The organism is Acidovorax sp. FG48, from assembly GCF_057809085.1.
On sequence record NZ_JBMDJH010000004.1, the window covers coordinates 244,941 to 262,059 of the forward strand.

A 17,119-nucleotide genomic window follows, 5' to 3' on the forward strand; every position below is an offset into this window, starting at 1 on the left:
CCCTTCAAGACAGAACGGTTGCTACTTTCCGTTCTGAAATCCTCGTCGCACCCAAGCGACCGAGTGCCCTAGCAGGAAGACAACCAAGGGAACGGTGAGAGTGCGAGCCAGATAGTCGGGAAGAAGCTCGGTGAAAGTTGCACTAAAGCGTTCGTCGGCCGCTTGGCGCACGCGCTTGATTCGGTCACTCTTGGTTGCTGATGCGATGCGCAACTCCATGAGCGCCACCGCCGAGGGACTCAGGGTGGTAGGGCCGATCATGAACTCCATGCACTCGTTCTTGTTGATGCCGGCTCCCATGTAAGCAGATTCGCAAATCGGGTCTGATGCCTCGTACCTTGCTTCTGCCGAAGGTTTGCGGCGCGCATCCTCAATCTCAGCCGTGGCACTGAGCAAAGCGCGGGACTCCACCGTTGAGGTATCCAGCTGGGGCGGTAGAAGGGCCACGAAGTTGTACGTGGTGTACGAGATCCACAAGGCAGCTGCCACGACATACATGCGTAGCCAACCGTTGAGTCTAGGAAATTTCATTTTGTACTTTGAGGATCAGCATCGGCTCAGCGCATGGGACAACCAGTTTACCGGCGAGAACATCGCATGAAATTCAAGCATGACGGTGCGCGAATCTGATGTGCCGAATGCGGCGCCTCATTCTGGCTTCACATCCCAATACCAGGTGCAACGCCCTTCCCAAAGAACGATCGCCGCGCTCAAATGCCCATCACTGCGATGGCCTCAGCTTCTGGGGTGGGTGACCTTTGCTAGCTGGTTCAGCAGAAGATCGGCTTTCCAGGCCGTCCCCCCCTCTCTTGCTACTTGCAAAATTAGCCGGTAGCGCGGGATTGGGCTTCGCAGTAGGCTTTGATCTGTAGCTCAGTCCGTTTATCAAAGACAGCGAAAACTCTGTCTCCCGTTCCATGTACTGGGCCGACATGACCATGATGAAGCCAAGCACGAGTGCCAAGACGAGAAAACTCGTGATGGCACTCCAGATGCAGCTTGCAATGCGTGTGAATCGGATGGAGTTCATGCCTGCAGTCTCTTGTCACGACCACAGCCACGCAAACCCTACTGGGGGTATACCTGCACGAGACAGAAGAGTTGCCTATTTGGGACCAAACATGGTCAGCCCCGCAATCAAAGCCCCCAGTAGGGTTTGACAGCCAGGCTTAGGCCCCGACTCGCTCACGCTTGCGCTTGCGCAAGAACTGACCTGACGCCTTGTTCGTTGGGGTTTGATATCACGCCCACTCTATGCAGTTCTTCGATGATGGCTGCTGCGCGGTTGTATCCAATGCGCAGCTTGCGTTGCAGATACGAGAGGGAAGCCCTCTGGTCCTCGATGACAAGCGACTTGGCCTGTACCAGCAACGGATCGTTGCTCGGAGCGCCTATGTATTGCCTGGCCACGTCAGTCACTACTGATCGCGTGGGCTTGAGGGGCTCGGGCTCTCCAGCTCTGCCATCACCTGGAATCTCTATATCGAGCTGCTGCTGAGACTTCGCAGCTTTCGCTTGAGCAGCTTTTTTGTTCTTGGTGGCGCGGAACTCTGTTGCAGCCACATGAGCGTTGAACAGTTCCAGAAAGGTCGCGGCATCAAGTTCAATCTTTCGCCCCTTGCGAGCCGCAATTGGCAAATTCTCAATCTCAGCCAGTTGCCTTCGCGTAGCGGTATCCAGCGTTTTGACAACGGCTGACAAAGACGCATACAAGTCACTGGCATGCTTGCGAGGGGGAGCCCATTCCATATCTGCGTCCTGGATGAGCACCCTCTTCCCAAGCGCTTTCACTTCAATGGTTTGCTCGGCCGGGAAAGACTCGGCTCTTCCACCATGTTCGAGAACAGCATCAATCTCAGCCTGGATGACTCCAGCCCTACTTGGCACAAGTTTTGGGACATCCACATCCGCATGTGCCAGCATCAAATCATCTTTGACCCCGGCATTGGCCTTTAGTGGTACTGCAGCCATTGTCGATCCCATACATCAACACAGAAAAACGGATGTGAGTTTAGGCACGCAACCGGGTTTCAGCAATGCAAATTTGCACTGAAACCCAAAAAAAGGAGAACTCGTTACATCCTCAGTTCGCAATGTATGAGGGTTGCGCTCAGGTGAAACGTGAGAAATGAAAGAACTATAGTCAGTACATAGTTTCAGCCCTCGTTCATCCGTTCTGTAGTGCTGGAACTTCTTTCTCGACCAGTACGTTTTACACACAAGAAACTCAAGTGGCCCAACCAGCAAAGTCCCCGGCGATCGCAAAGAGAGCACTTACTAGCGAGCGGCCCTCCCCCTCAGAATTTAGAGCGGAGGTTCATCGCAGAGGATGGTCGTTCAGGGAAATTGCAGAGCGATGGTCGGTTTCTGAGACATACCTAAACAGGGTCTGCCGGAGCGAACAGAGGCCACCAAAGTGGGAGGATGCCATTCACGCCCTCCCCTACTTGTCGTCCAAAGATGGTTCCTCCTTGTCCCAGGTTCCGTCGCCGAAGCAGATGTCACCGGCAGAATTCATTGCAGAGGCACATCGCAAAGGATGGAATCCACGCGACCTTGCGGAACGATGGGATGTCACACGCCCCTACATCAAACGCCTCGCGCATCGCCCCGATCGGGCAGTTCACTGGGATGAAGCACTACGAGGTTTGCCGCACATGCTGTCGATAGTGAAAGGCCAAGCCCTTGAAGTTATAGCCAATGAATGGCTATAGACAGCTTAACCACCATCAGTGAACCGCTAGTGAACTGCTAGCAAACCGCCAGAAAACTTCCACTAGGGAATGTGTACCGGGAATCAGCCCTACCCCCCAAACAGCACAACCCTGTGTACCGCCAGTGCACCACCAGTGCACCACCAGTGCACCTCTAGCGCATCTATTGCACCACCAACAAAGCTTGGTGATTTGTTCGAGGACTGATACCCAACCTGGGCGCAATCTCCTCGGCACCGACCCATCTTGAGTACGACCACCAAAGACAAGCCTCGCCGGTGGCCAGCACCTTAGAGGTTTTCGCTCGCCCAATTTGTCGCTTCTTCCAGCCCCACTTCCACCTCTTGTCACGTAAATTCTTTAACCGGTTAAAGAATGCCCCGCCCCGCCACACCCATCGACCCTCTGAATCCACGCAAGCAATGCAACCCGCCATTCCGGGCTTAGATTGCAGAGCGTGAGACAAGTTGATTGACGAGCTTCGCTTGATCACGTCTCAAGACCAAGGACAAGGCACACGCCACCCATCGAGCGACACCCCCCACAACACAAAATCCAAACGTAGAAATTTCTTTAACCGGTCAAAGAAACGGAGCCCAACCAGTTCAGGACATGCGCATTGCCGAACAGGAGCTGGCTATGCATATAGAGCTGGACGATTGGTTTGATATCGAGGCCCAGCATATGTTCTTTGATGCGCTGGCAATGGGGCATACCTTGGTTAACCAGTTGTCCCCAACGCATCCGCCCCAGGTCGGAGCTACCCACTGCACCTCGACCAAACCAGACAACAAGTCCTCCAGACAAGATGACTCATGCCATGGCAAGACACCAGTCAGCACAACTCACCCCGAAATTCTTTAACCGGTTAAAGATCGGGAGCGCGTTCCTCATTCATTCACACATGCAACGACCACCAATCGTGCGGACGCCCGCAACCTAGAAGCCCAATCGCCGCACGGCTCTTAGCGCAGAACAGATCGATTTACACAGTCACAGAGGCGCACATACGCCACCTCCCGGACCTTTAACCAGTTAAAGGTTTGGGCCAACGTTCGGCGCGGAAACCTGGAAATGCTTTACACAACCGAGATCACCGGTTGCCGGTGAGGCGGCTCGCTGCGCAATAAGACTCACCTTAGGTGCCGCCGAATCTACCCCTGCTCCTGTGCGATCGCCAGCCGAGGCTGAGAGTGCGGGGCTTTAACCGGTTAAAGCCTGGCCCCGAAGAAGAAGCCCCCCCTGAGCGACGAGTGGGAGGACCAGCAACCTCTAAGCTGATGAAAGGATGGTTACAGGGTGAAATATCTTTGACCGGTTAAAGAGTCAGGGCATAGCTGTATAGATTGAATTTTTAGTAAATGATTGACAGTATTGGTGCAATCGAAAATAATTAAGAGCAGGAGGATCTATGACTGAAAAGCAAACAGCGAAAATCATCACTATCTTCAATCAGAAGGGTGGCGCAGGAAAAACCACTACCACCTGTCAGATTGCTGGAACGTTTGGTCATCGCGGCTATGACGTTCTTGTGGCAGACCTCGATAAACAAAATTCGGCATCGAAATGGGTTAGCGCGGGAGAAGAAGGTCAGTTCCCGGCCAGTTTGTGGTCGGGTCATATGTACAAGGGAAACATAGCGACTGAACTTGGGAAATTAGCGGAAAAATACGAGCTAATTTTCATTGATTGCGCTCCAGCTGTTGATCAACCGGGTACATGGGCATCGCTATTGGTCAGTGACCTCGCCATCATTCCGACGAAGCTAGGCCCAGCAGACACGGATGCCTTGCACGATGCCTTCGAGCTTGCAAAAAAAGCAAGACGCCAAGCTGGCTTCGACTTCCCAGTACGAGTGCTAGCTACGGCCTATCGAAAGGCACGAACGGATGAGCGCCTCGCACTGGAGAGGCTTGCAGTGAATGACGCCTATCCAGAATTCCCAGCGCTGAAGACCTCACTAGCCGACCGTCTCTCATTCACCAGGTCAATGCTGTACGGCGTTACGGCCCACTCAATGCCCAAGTCAAATGAGGCAATAGCTGAACTGGAATCGGTAGCCGATGAGATATCAGCTCTTCTTGGTTTGCCTAAGAAAAAGAAGGCCAAATAAGGAGTAACACCATGGCAACACAGCCCAAAATCAAGCTTGACCCTCAAGCTGCCATGAATCGACATTTCGCAAGATCCGCCGCAACCGCACAGGATCGATTCGCACTTGCAGCAGAAACGATAACTCGCATTCCGACTGGCTTGTCTCCAGAACAGCCTGTCGCCGACACAACGCCAGCAGTGTCTCAAGCCACTCTGACAACGCAGAAGCCAGTGCACCATTCAGCCCAAGAAGCCTTCGACATTTCGAAGTGCGTTCCGGGTGCAGTGATCAGCGTTCCATTCCACTTGATTGACCTAAACCCTGTCGGGCCGCGACAAATCTATAGATCGGAGGAAATCGACAAGATCGCACAGACACTTGTCGATGGCCAAGATGATGCAGCTCACGGCTTCGTGAGAGGTGAACGCGTAGTTCTCATTGACGGTGGAACACGTTACCGGTCAGCAAAAATATCTGGGGTTGGTTTCCTGGACGTTAAGTTCGAAGAAGCGCCGCAGGGTGACCTGGACCTCTATCTGCGTGCTCGCCGATACAACGACCAACGATCACAGCCATCAGTGATCGACCATGCGCTCAGCTTACGCCTCCTGCTTGACTCGGGGGCAGTAGGTAGCTCACGAGAGCTGATTGAGAAGGTGCCTGACCTCAATGGGAAGGGGCGAATGGCCGAAGCCCAAGTGTCTGTCTATCTGCGAATTGCAAGAATGCCCAGGCATATCCTTGAGCGGATGTCAGAGAGCGCCATTACAAGCCAACTCACAGTGCTGTACGCGATCAGCGAAATCTTCCCGAAGGATGAAGATCCGACCACCGAACAAATCGATCTGGCCGTCCAGCTCATTGAGGAGATCAAGACCAAAGACTTGACCAAAAAACAGGTCCAAGACTTGGTGAAGTCACGTGTCTCAAACGAACGGCAGCATCGTGAACGCAGCATGCAGCAGCCTATTGCGTATGGTTCGTACAAGGGACATATCAAAGTTTTCGCCAAGCGAGGTCAGATCGACCTATCCCTAAAGGGCGTCGAAGAAGAGAAGCTGCCGCTGTTGCAACGTGAGTTTCAAGCTCTCATCGAGCGGTTCACAACTGAGCATCGATAGGCCCCGAGACAACCAGTAGGAAGGGCAGGGCAGGGGTTGCCACGCCTTCCTCCCCCGCTCACCACAGCTCCCACAACCTTAGCCCATAACAGTACCGAGCGTGCTCATCACGGGCTATCAATGATCACAATGAAAGCAAGCACTTACATTGGGCATCAAAAGTCACCACGTATGGGACCGGCATACCACTTTGGTGGGGAAAAACTGGGTCTGAAAAAAGACCTATGAGGTCGCATATGGTCACCAGTCATGGGAGTAGGTCACCCATCGGCAGGTCCAAATGGGTCAAAAAACCAACTTTCGGTCCCATAGACATAGACCATAGATGACTAGAGGCATGAAAACGGCCGGTGACCAAGGTACGCAAGGCCATTGCGAGAAAAAAGGTCCCATAGACGGTGACCTTTAGCAAGGCCAAGTACCTCTCGTGGAAGAAACTATCCCACAAATGGTGACCATAGGCGCCCCTGGGTCTAAGTGAATGAGTCACCCAGAAACGTAGACCATAGAGAAAGGCTGAAACGTCCCATAACCATAGCCCTTGGTAGGCCACACCAAGAACAAGGGGCGCTTCAGAAATGGACGGAGGAGGGCGTTGCGTCTAGAGGATCAAGAGATCAAAGCGCTTAGGCGAGCAGTCCCATGAAGATAGACCTTCAGGACGACTGTAAAAAGAGGCCACTCATGAGACCCAGAAACATAGACCATAGAGAGTCAGAGCGAAGGAAGACTCCCAAAAACTTAGACCATAGTGATGAAAATTGCTGAAAAACCCAGCATCCCAGAGATGTAGCCCTTAACGATATGGCCATCTCAAAGAAACATCCCATATCCACAGCCCTTACTATGGTCTGTGGATATGGGAAGAAGCGATTTCCCATATCCACAGACCAAAAGTCCCATTCGTGGTGACCTAAATCCCATATCCACAGCCCTTAACGCCCATGAATGGGGACCAACAATCCCATAGCTGTAGCCCAAATCGGCCGCAAACCCGCATCAGCCTTAGCTTTCACGCTCCTAAATGTATTAAACACGAAAGTGTTTCTTAAAGAAGGAAAGCACCGGTAGCGTCATTTTGTATAGAAATCCCAAAATCAGAAAAACCAGGCTATGGTCTATTGATCGACGCTAGCTTTAGACCATAGAATGCCCTTCCATGGCACGCCAATCAAAGGTCACTCAACCAACTGAAGGACAGATCCAGCTCTTCAGACTCCCTGAAGTACCTGAACCCTACAAGAAGGCCGTAGAGGTTCTGCACAGCAAGCCGCGTGCCCCCATGTCGTTGATGCACCGTAAGCTGCTCAACGCATGGCTCAAGAACGCTGTGGAGTCCAAACCAGACAAAGAGGGGTGGTGGTCACTTCCAATCGTCGAGATGTCCGAGAGCATTGGATTCGACTCGAACAATCGCGACTACCTGACGTCATCTGCACGCGATCTGATGACGATGGTTTTCGAGTGGGACATCATGGCCGAAGTGCAGCGCCGCACCTTGTGGAAAGCATCGGTGTTGTTCCCAGAGGTTGAGATCACGTCCGGGCTGATTCGGTATCAGATCAGCAAGCAGGTTCAGGAAAAGGTGCTGAGCCCAGAGATATACGCACTGATCGACCAAAGAATCATTCGCCAGTTCAGACGTGGCACGTCAATAGGCCTGTACGAGTTCTGCATACGGTATCAACGGTTGCCCAAAACACCTGAAGTCCCATGGGAGACCTTTAGGGACATGATCATGGGGACATCTGCCGATGCCAAGTCATACAAGCAATACAAGGTCTTCAAAGACAAGGTGTTGAAGCCGGCAATTGCTGAAGTCAACACAGTGGTAGAGCTAAAAATCGAGCTACAGGAAACAACAAAGGGCAGAAAGGTAGTCGGCCTCTACTTCCTAATCATTCGGCCTGAGACCCCCCCCGTCGAGGAATTCAGTACGCCGGACGAACTCGCCGATACAGCGGCAATGGTCGCGCTCGGTATCCCGCAGACAGAGGCTACAAAACTAGCGAAGACAAACAGCCATAACGAGATAGCAGCGGCTATCGAGTACACGCGGAAACGCATCGAAGCCAAGAACTTGGACAAGCTCGACAATCCGGCCGCTTACCTGCGCCGAGCGCTGGCAGAAAAATGGGCGATTGTTGAGGGCCAGTCTCAAGCGAAGGCCGTTACGAAACCAGCAGCTAAGAAGACCTCAGCACCAGATCAAAGCCGCCTCCAAGAGGCCTGCCTGGCACAGCGAGACAAAGAGGCGGAAGGATACTTTCACGAGTTGGATCCCTCCGAGCAGCAGATGATGGTGGACGAGTACAACGCCCAACAGGAGCTTGCCACTTTGAAAATCAAAATTGGAAAGGGCAAGGCCCATGGAAAAGCTGCTACCGCGACGTTCTATCGATGGCTAGCGCACAAGACTTGGGGACCTCTGACACCTGAGCAACTTTTGGAGTACGCAAACAACCTGCTCTTCGGAGGGAAGTCGTCTTGATCTGACTTGCGTATGCTTGAACCCGAATCAATGAACAGGTACACCAATCGAATGGACCATCTGGTCTTGTCAAGCTGATGGGAAATTGACCTGACGTTTAACATCATTGAATGGTTACAATGCAATGATTCATTGACATCCATGGAAAGCGCAATGACAGAAAAAAAGTCATCGAAGGAGTTGCTAGCCGAAGCCGAATCGCTTTTTAAGCAAGCTCAGGAAGTACGCCAGCAAGAAGTCGCAGCGATCATTGCAGACATCAAAGAGCAGATCAAAACTCATGAATTGAGGCCTGAAGACCTCTTTCCTGGAATCACGAAGACTCACACTAAGGCGAATGGTCGGCAAAAACGTGAGCCACGATATCGTGGTCCTAACGGACAGACCTGGGGTGGAGGATCTGGACGGAAGCCCGATTGGGTCCGAGAGGTCGAAGCGAAGGGCGAAAGCCTTGATAAATACCTGATCAACAAGTGATCAATTAGATGGCGCCGCAATGGCGCCTTTTTTTATGGCCATCACAATGATGGCAGCTGATGCAGTCGCAATGTGACACAAGTCGGATAAACGGGGATTTGAGAGGGTCCCAGGACACGCGGTCAATCGCTGCAACGAAGCTAGGAGAACCCCATTTCGAAACACGCCCGAAGGTGCTGTTTTTCGAGGGGGTTTTTTTGAGCCCGGTTGATATTCTCCAGAGGAATGAGAGCACTGGAGAACGATGTGTGGCTGTACGAAGGTCCGCCAGATGAAATTGAGTTGAGCGTTCCTGACGCGAGCCCAGAGCAAGGCGGCTATGTGATTGTGTGCGAGCTGCAGAATTCCGAGCTGCGTATGTTCGCGACACGCTTCCCAACGAAATGCGTGAACAACTGGAACAGCAGGTCGGACCGATTTGCTGGTCAAAAGCTGCGCCACGTGATGGTGTCGGTACCCCTCATTCCTTACGAACGAGCGAAAAAGCTTCTCATTCAAAAAATCGCCCAAGAACCATCACCTGATGAATCGAATGGCGACTGCCAGGTTCCAAGTGTCATTGCGGCAGTGAAGAAGCAGGCTGAATTGATTTTCCGTGTCCGAAGTATCGAGACAACGAAGGTCGCTGGTTACCTGCAGGGTGGGGCATGAAGCAAGAAATCTTCGACTTCGACAACCCGTGGCGGCCAATCTACGAGGCTCCACAGGCCATGGGCTGGATTGGCGCAGCAATTGGCTGCGCAGCAACTGGTGCTTTTCTACCCCTGCCCACGACATTCGCGGCAGTTGCTGCTGGCACGTGTGCCGTAGCGGGAGCGTACCGTGGTGCCAAGGCCTACAAACGACGTGATGTGAAGGCACGGGCCACCAACACAACAAAGTCGTTCATCACGGTTGAAGAGCTGATCTCCAAAGCGAAGAATGCGGCCAAAACCAATGAGCTTTGGCTAGGCCAAGGTTTCCAATGGACCGATATCGAAGCGAACACCATGCACTCATTGTTGGGTGGTGGAGTCGCTGCACAACTGGGTCGAGAGGCCACGGCCAAAGACGGTGCCTATTGGTTGCATGGTCTAGGCAAAGAACAGGACGTGCTCATCGATATGAGCATGCTCGACGGTCACACTCTCATTACGGGCACAACTCGGGTGGGGAAAACACGTTGCTTCGACTTGCTGATTGGTCAGGCGATTGCACGAGGTGAGCCCGTAATCATCATCGACCCAAAGGGCGACCATGGGCTTGCAGCAAATGCGAAGCGCGTATGCGAGGTCCTGGGACAGTCGGAACGATTTGTCTACTTCCATCCGGCGCACCCCGAGAAATCGACAAGCATTGACCCGCTCAGAAACTGGAACAGAAAGACAGAGCTTGCGAGCCGTGTTGCAGCACTGATCCCCTCTGAAACTGGTGCTGACCCTTTTACAGCTTTCGGGTGGAAGGTCATCAACGATATCGTGGGTGGTCTGATCGCAACAGGCAAACGGCCGAACCTGATTGAGCTGCGTCGCTACATCGAAGGTGGACCTGACGAGCTGCTGCTGAAAGCGCTTCGTGAGCACTTCCGACGCAATGTTCCAGACTGGGAGGCAAAGTCGGCCCCCTATGTGAAGAAATTCTCAAAGGAGCCAGTCAAGGCCTATATCAGCTTCTATGAAGAGGTTGTCATCCACGAGCATCCGAACGTGGACCTGGGCGGCCTTATATCGACCTTTCACCACGATCGTGACCACTTCGGGAAGATGGTGGCATCGCTGATCCCAATTCTGTCGATGTTGACCAGCGATCCATTGAAGGACCTTCTCTCACCAGACTTCGAGATGGGCCATGAGAAAAAGGTAACCGACTTCGCACGGATCATCAGAAACGACCAGGTTTGCTACCTCGGATTGGATAGCTTGGCGGATGCCACAGTTGGCAGCGCAATCGGATCGATGTTCCTTGCGGACATGACAGCCGTCGCGGGTGACCTCTACAACTATGGAATCAAGTCCAAGAAGGTGGTCAACATCTTCGTGGACGAAGCGGCAGAAGTAATCAACGGACCGACGATTCAGCTGTTGAACAAGGCCGGTGGCGCGGGCTTCAGAATGTTCATCGCTACACAGACATTCGCTGACTTCGCCGCTCGTCTTGGTGATGAGAACAAGGCTCGCCAGGTGCTCGCCAACACTAACAACAAGATCACGCTGCGGGTGCTGGATGCGGAAACGCAGAAGTACATCTCGGACGGCATTCCGAAAATCAAAGCTAGAACCATGTCAGTCAAGTACGGGCATGGCATCGATGCGAACGTGCATGACGCATACAGCGCGAGTTATCAAGAAGCGGCAACTCTTGAAGAGGCGGATTTGATCCCTGCTGGGGTGCTGAGCGAACTTGCTCCATTGCACTATTTCGCAAGGCTATCGGGTGGCAAAACCATCAAAGGTCGCTTGAGCATCCTGCAGGTCGAGGAGTAGAGCATGGCCACAAGTCAAAAGGAGAACAAGCACTCCTTCGCATCCATCGCATTGGTGATTGTCATCTTTGGCGGGATGGCTGCATTAGCTTTCATTCCAGTTGAAATCTTCCAGATGGTCCGCCTAAAGGAACAGGAACAGATCAAGTCTTGGCTTGGCCAAGAAACTGACCTGTGGATCATGATGAAGATCGTTCACCTTCTGCAGTGGGCGAACAACGAGGCTTCTAGCTCACTCGACATGATGCAGATCAGCGGCAACACCAAGATTGACGGGTGGGTGGCGCAACGCCTTCATGCGGCGCTTATCTGGTGCCACGTGGTCTTCTACCGAGGCGGATTCATGCTGATGTGGGGAGTGTTCGCGATACCGCTCCTTCTCGCCATGTACATGGATGGCCACTATCAGCGCGAGAAGCGCAAAGCAATGTTCTCTTCACAAAGCCCTGTGATGCACAAGTACGGCATCGACATGATGAAAGGGGCGGTGGGAGTCCTGATCCTTTGGATCTTCATTCCGTGGCACATCACCATGTTGATTGCGCCACTCATCTATGTCTCTATAGGGATTGCGGGGTGGCTATGGATATCGAATATGCAGAAGCGGATGTAAGGGTGAACAGGAGCATCACTGCTATCCAGGTGGTGTCAGCCAACTTCCGCGCCCAACCCATTGTCGAAGCGGGGCGTGGCTACAAGGTCAAAGGATTGGAGCTGCTCCACCGGAAAGCTTTGCGCTATGGGGACACGCAGGCAATGCTGGATGTGGACATCAAGGCGGTCGAAAACGCGGCAATTCTTGCGCGCGAGTATGGAGCAGGCTGGCGGATCCATTGCAATGTCGAGATCAGCTCACTCATTGACACCAGGTGGATGGATGCCATGGCTGGAACAATGTGCCCAGGCGTAGTGGTAGAGCTTGTGGAGCGTCATCAGCTATTGTCTGATGAGAGGGTTCTTCATAAGGTCCACCTGATGGTTGAAGCCATTCGTCGATACGGTGGATCGATTGCTCTCGACGATGTAACAGGTACGCCACTAGAAATGGATGCAATCCGGACAATGCGGCCGGAGATCATCAAGGTCGAAAGATCTGGGCGGATTGACAGGCTCAAAGAGTGGACCGACTCAACCCTTGTGATTGAGCGAATCGAATCTCATGAACAGGCTGCGCAGGCAAAAGACCTGGGCGTCGATGAACTGCAGGGTTACTGGTGCGATGTCCGAGCCGGTTCTGAAATTCCCGTAGCTCTGACGCCTCCTGGAATTGCCTTTTTTGCGAGCATGGAGTCAATGCGCAAGGCTGCATAGGACGAGGCCATTCGAGCTTGTAGAAGCCCCAGCGGCCCGTTCCATCGCATAGGGGGCCTGGTTCAAAAAAACGAAATGCTGCCGGTGGTGTCGTTTTTCGCGGGTCTTTTTTGAAGGCGAGTCCCTAGCATCGGAGGGATGAAAGTCTGGTTATTTCTTGCCCTCACAATCGTCGCACACCTGGCCAACGCGGCTTGCTTCGATGAAGCCGCTGAGCGCTACAAAGTCCCCGTTGAGCTGCTGAGAGCCATTTCGAAGGTCGAGTCGAATGGCAACCCCAATGCGCGCAACACGAATACCAACGGTTCGACTGACATCGGGCATATGCAGATCAACAGCAGTTGGTTGCCTACGCTGGCCAAGTACGGGATCGATGAAGCAAAACTAGCCGATCCATGCATCAACACAAACATCGGTGCATGGGTATTGGCGCACAACATCGCGCGCTACGGCCTGACATGGCAGGCCGTAGGAGCTTACAACGCGGTCACCCCCTCCAAGCAGGACGTGTACGCGAGAAAAATTGAGAACGCGCTCAAGAAGAAGGCAAAGAACTGAAGCGCTCAGTTCAAACCTTCGAAATCCCCCTTCACGATCGATCCCAAGCGGGAGCCAACTATGAAATCAGTCACGTCGCTCAAGCATGTTCCATTCGCCATCCTCTTGGCTTACGGCATGACCCACTTTGGCCTTGCGCAAGCAGCACTGGTGTCTGGTGCGTGTTTGGTGAATGACATCAACGTTTGCCAGGACCCGAATGCAACGGTACCCACTGCTGGGATTCTGACCATACGTGGTTACGCATTCGATATGTCATCTGGAGATCGATTTGTTGAGGGCGGCGGAGCCTACGTTCTTGTCCGGAATGAGGACACTCTTGCGACCTACAAGCTCCCCATTCAACGTTCCGAGGCTCGGCCAGATGTCGTCGCAGCATCCATCACGGGAACGATTACTGCGTCGCAGTATGAGATGGTGAACTCCGGTTTCATTGCTCAGGTTTTCATGGCATCACTTCCCCCCGGCCGATACACGGTCCAGGAAGTGAAAGTAAACATGAAACTCACTGGCCTTACGAAACTCCCCATCGAGTCGGCGAATGAGCGAGCAGCGTTCAATATCGGCAGTGGAGACAGCCCATTCCGATTGATCAAGTCTGACGGTTCATCCGTGCCGTTGAGCATGGGTAAAGCAAGCAATGGCGTGATCCCTGCCACTGGCTATCCTGCTTTGCGAGATGGTGCGTATCAGGTGCAGGCGGCGTTGCCGAGTGTTTCAGGGCCGCTGCTGAAGACGGTGGACTTTGTGTACAAGCGTCCGGTTCTGACAGTGCCCGTTTCTCTTCCAATTGTTGAGGACTTCCCTGGGGTCACCACCCGTATGTCTCCAACGAACCCGTTGAACAACAGGGCGCTCGACTTGGCAACGGTGCCGGTTGTGGTGGATGAAGTGCAGGGGGCAAACACAAAGCTGAACGGAGAGCCGCTTGAAACAGGCAAAGCCATTGATCTGCCGCGCCAGCAAAGTGTTGCGGGCGTCTATCCACTCGCGATCCGGGACGACGGAGATGTTGAGCAGCAGCAGACGGTAAAACTCTGGGTAAACCTTCCAGACGCCCCCAATATCAACCTCGTTTCAAACCGGTGGAATCCGGATTCGAAGATCACGGTCTCGGCATCAAAGGCAACCGCTGCGATCAAGGTGGAAGATCTTGATGTCTCAGCGAAACTGGAAGGCGGATCAACGGACACGTGCCAGACACTCTCAATGGTGCGGCCAGAATACATGTTGTCCCAAACATCAGGGGTCAACTGCGCCATTAAGTTCGGGGATCTTCCAGATGGCCTCAAGTACAACCCATACGCGGCAAATGCGCTGCGCGGTTCGGTTCCCGTGGTTGGCCCCAATGTGTTCGACTACACGCCAGGTGTCGTATACACAGACCCTGCAACGCGAAAGACGGCGTTCTACCCTGCGAAGACAGGCAGCAAGCCAATTTCGATAACCGGGACGACGCCAGCACCAATCCAGTTGGCGTTCAAGAACGATAGGCTCCTTGACGGTATCTACTCCAAGAACGCCGCGCAATACCCGGGCAAGTTTTTTGCAACTGTAGATCGCGCTCAGCCACGCACTTTGGGCGTGATGAACGTGAAAGGCGGCTATCGAGAAATCATGACAAGGATCACCTACCCAGGTGCCGAAAACGTCAAAGAGGTGTACAGCTCAATCGCCGACAGCAATGTCGCACTGCAGATGCAAGCAGACGAGCCGTGGAGCAAATACAAGGTCAAGGTTGAGTCGTGGTACCAAAAGGCTCCAGAGTTCAAAACTACCGAAGAGATGGAGTTCATTGGGGTTCCGCTGACCCCCATTGTGGATCTCGAAAAGGCGTTTGCATCTCACGATAAGGCAGACACGGTTATTTCTGGTCAACTAGGTCTTTCCAAGGGCCAGTCGCTGGTGTTTGACCCGGCTGGCATGGGCGCCTGGCAGGTGTTCATACGCGAAGAAAAAAGTGAGACCCCTATGGGAACGCCTGTTGCAGTTGGTGCAGACGGCACCTTCAGCATCAACCTTGGTCGGCTGAGTGCCGGTACACGCATCATTGTTGCTGAAGCCAAGATGGTGGACGGAACAGGTCTCGTGTCCAACAGCTCTGTCGTGAGTAAGAGTAGGGCATTGGTCACTGCTGTCGGTGACACGATCGAGGCCTCGCTGTCCGCTCGTTCCTTGAGTGGCAAGGCACCATTTGTGCAAACCATCAATGCCAACCTCAAGAACAGCAAGATGCTCAGCTCTGTCAAGGCCGTATCTTGGGAGCGCATGAAAGATGACGGTTCTTGGGAGCGCGTGATGCGTAACGAGGCAACGGAGTACGTTGGTGTGAATTACACGGCGACTCTTGCTGACGTTGGGAAGGCAAGCTACCGCGCTGTCTTGACCAACAAGTTCTCTGGCGCCGAGTACGTTACTGAGCCTATTTCGTTGCAAGCTTTCTCGGTGCCATCGTTCAGCATCAAGGCACCGGGAGTAGTGCAGGTAAACCGTCCTGTGACTCTTGAGGTACAAGCCGACGAGGGGTTCGATGCAGCATTCACCTGGAAAATGGTCACCGCAGGCGGATTCACAGAAGTCAGTTCGGACAACGGAAAGACGTTCAGCTTTACGCCAACTGAATTGAAGAATTATGTGATTGAAGTTTCAGGGCGCTCTGCGAATGCGCCAGACAACCCTGCAGCGGTCGTTACGAAAACGGTCGGCGTGAAGGCTGTCAACCCTCTCGCCGCCAGAGCTTCTATCACTGGCCCCACTTACCTGGAAGCGGGTAAAACGTACAGCTACAAGGCCACTATCAATGACGTTGTTCCTACTGGCTCCAACAAGGCCTACAAGGTTCTCGGCTACTGGATGCTTCCTGATGGAACGCGCGTTGATGGGACTGAGTTGAGCTTCACGCCTCGCACCGGGGATACAACCCTCAGCTACTACACCTACGTGGAGGGGTATCCTGAAGAGACGACTGTGGCTACTCTGGGGTTCAAGGCCTGGACCTACACCTGGCCAACGAACTGGAGAATTCGCCTGCAGCCAACCCTGCTCGACGTTCCAGCCCAAGTGAAGTTCTTCGTCGAAGCGCCTGACTTCGATCTGAAGTCACTCAATGGCGAGCCGTTGACATACACATGGGCACTTCCGCAGGACGTGACAAGATCGTCGGGTGCAGACACTGCAGGCACGTTGACCATTTCCAGACACGGTACTTACCAGATCGCAGTGCAAGTGGCTGACACGCGAGGCAACGTAGTGAATGTCATGTCTGATGAGTTCACCATTCTTCCGGCAGCGAGCGTCAAGACGCAAGCTTCGATCGTGTCGAAGTACGGGGCCGCTTATTACGCACCTGGAACCTACTACGTGAGCCTCAAGATCAACGAAATGCCTCGTGGTGATTCTTTCCTGCGCAACGAGATACTTATCAATGGGGCGAAGGTTGGGGAGTTCACCGGCTCGGGCAACTACGTGTCGTTCGCGGACCCTGGCAGCTATGAAGTGGTCATCCGAACCATTACCAAAGCGGGTAACTACGGTGAACAGGCAATGACGGTTCCCGTGTCGGCAGCGCCGGCTCCTGCGTGTGACATCAAACAGAGCACGACAACCAGCGGTGTGCTCATCACGCCACTCTGCACCGTGGCCGTTGGGTACATCAAATCCCTCACCTGGAACTACAAACTCGATGGCGTGGAGCAGAAGGCGACATCCAAGTCCTTCTTGGTCACAAAGGACTGGATCAACAACAGCCGTCTCCGCGAATTGACGCTGACCATTGAGACTGACCTGGGTGCAGTTAGCACCTACCCAGTGCAAATAAATTAACCTGAACTGGGGCAACTGGCCTATCAATTTTGATAGGCCAGAACTTCCCCTGAGATGGAGCGAAATCGG

At 53.3% G+C, this 17,119-nt stretch carries 13 protein-coding genes and 1 pseudogene; 11 read left to right on the plus strand and 3 right to left on the minus strand.

Features of this window, described 5'->3' with window-relative positions:
- Positions 1-21: 21 nt before the first annotated feature.
- Together ACODSU_RS08160 and ACODSU_RS08165 are read right to left on the minus strand one after the other, a co-directional pair.
- Positions 22-531 carry a hypothetical protein gene (locus ACODSU_RS08160; protein WP_488841498.1) on the minus strand — a complete coding sequence of 170 codons (510 nt, stop codon included), beginning with the start codon at positions 529-531 and terminating at the stop codon, positions 22-24.
- 654 nt (positions 532-1,185) lie between these two features.
- Positions 1,186-1,971, minus strand: coding sequence for a DNA translocase FtsK (locus ACODSU_RS08165; RefSeq protein WP_488841500.1), 786 nt, complete (start codon positions 1,969-1,971; stop codon positions 1,186-1,188).
- Positions 1,972-3,326: 1,355 nt separating this feature from the next.
- On the opposite strand from ACODSU_RS08165, the gene ACODSU_RS08170 reads away from it, so the two are divergent.
- Both ACODSU_RS08170 and ACODSU_RS08175 read left to right on the plus strand, forming a co-directional pair.
- Positions 3,327-3,578, plus strand: a complete 252-nt coding sequence (locus tag ACODSU_RS08170) for a hypothetical protein (protein ID WP_488841502.1) — start codon at positions 3,327-3,329, stop codon at positions 3,576-3,578.
- Positions 3,579-4,125: 547 nt separating this feature from the next.
- On the plus strand, positions 4,126-4,827 hold the full coding sequence (locus tag ACODSU_RS08175; RefSeq protein WP_488841504.1) for an AAA family ATPase: 702 nt from the start codon (positions 4,126-4,128) through the stop codon (positions 4,825-4,827).
- A gap of 131 nt (positions 4,828-4,958) precedes the next feature.
- Here ACODSU_RS08175 and ACODSU_RS08180 read toward each other — a convergent pair.
- Positions 4,959-5,048: pseudogene (locus ACODSU_RS08180) on the minus strand (hypothetical protein); the annotation flags it as partial.
- Between ACODSU_RS08180 and ACODSU_RS08185 the strand changes: the two are divergent.
- The 9 genes from ACODSU_RS08185 (at position 5,040) to ACODSU_RS08225 (ending at position 17,050) form a co-directional block, all read left to right on the plus strand.
- Positions 5,040-5,930, plus strand: coding sequence for a ParB/RepB/Spo0J family partition protein (locus tag ACODSU_RS08185; protein WP_488841506.1), 891 nt, complete (start codon positions 5,040-5,042; stop codon positions 5,928-5,930). The pseudogene ACODSU_RS08180 and the gene ACODSU_RS08185 overlap by 9 nt on opposite strands.
- 1,159 nt (positions 5,931-7,089) lie before the next feature.
- A complete protein-coding gene (locus tag ACODSU_RS08190) occupies positions 7,090-8,421 on the plus strand; it encodes a replication initiation protein (RefSeq protein ID WP_488841508.1) in 1,332 nt (443 codons plus the stop codon).
- Between the two features lie 153 nt (positions 8,422-8,574).
- Positions 8,575-8,898 carry an H-NS histone family protein gene (locus ACODSU_RS08195; RefSeq protein WP_488841510.1) on the plus strand — a complete coding sequence of 108 codons (324 nt, stop codon included), beginning with the start codon at positions 8,575-8,577 and terminating at the stop codon, positions 8,896-8,898.
- A gap of 246 nt (positions 8,899-9,144) precedes the next feature.
- A complete protein-coding gene (locus tag ACODSU_RS08200) occupies positions 9,145-9,549 on the plus strand; it encodes a hypothetical protein (protein WP_488841512.1) in 405 nt (134 codons plus the stop codon).
- Entirely contained in the window at positions 9,546-11,360 is a 1,815-nt protein-coding gene (gene traD, locus ACODSU_RS08205) for a conjugative transfer system coupling protein TraD (RefSeq protein WP_488841514.1), read from the plus strand. The genes ACODSU_RS08200 and traD overlap by 4 nt, the downstream gene beginning before the upstream one ends.
- 3 nt (positions 11,361-11,363) lie before the next feature.
- Positions 11,364-11,972: an IncC plasmid conjugative DNA transfer DtrJ family protein gene (locus ACODSU_RS08210; protein ID WP_488841515.1), complete on the plus strand. Its 609-nt coding sequence runs from the start codon at positions 11,364-11,366 to the stop codon at positions 11,970-11,972.
- Complete coding sequence (locus ACODSU_RS08215) at positions 11,942-12,670, plus strand: EAL domain-containing protein (protein WP_488841517.1); 729 nt, start codon at positions 11,942-11,944, stop codon at positions 12,668-12,670. The genes ACODSU_RS08210 and ACODSU_RS08215 overlap by 31 nt, the downstream gene beginning before the upstream one ends.
- Positions 12,671-12,808: 138 nt before the next feature.
- The gene (locus tag ACODSU_RS08220; protein ID WP_488841519.1) at positions 12,809-13,228 is read left to right on the plus strand and encodes a lytic transglycosylase domain-containing protein; all 420 of its coding nucleotides are present in this window, start codon (positions 12,809-12,811) and stop codon (positions 13,226-13,228) included.
- A gap of 60 nt (positions 13,229-13,288) precedes the next feature.
- Positions 13,289-17,050, plus strand: a complete 3,762-nt coding sequence (locus tag ACODSU_RS08225; RefSeq protein WP_488841521.1) for a hypothetical protein — start codon at positions 13,289-13,291, stop codon at positions 17,048-17,050.
- Positions 17,051-17,119: the final 69 nt, after the last annotated feature.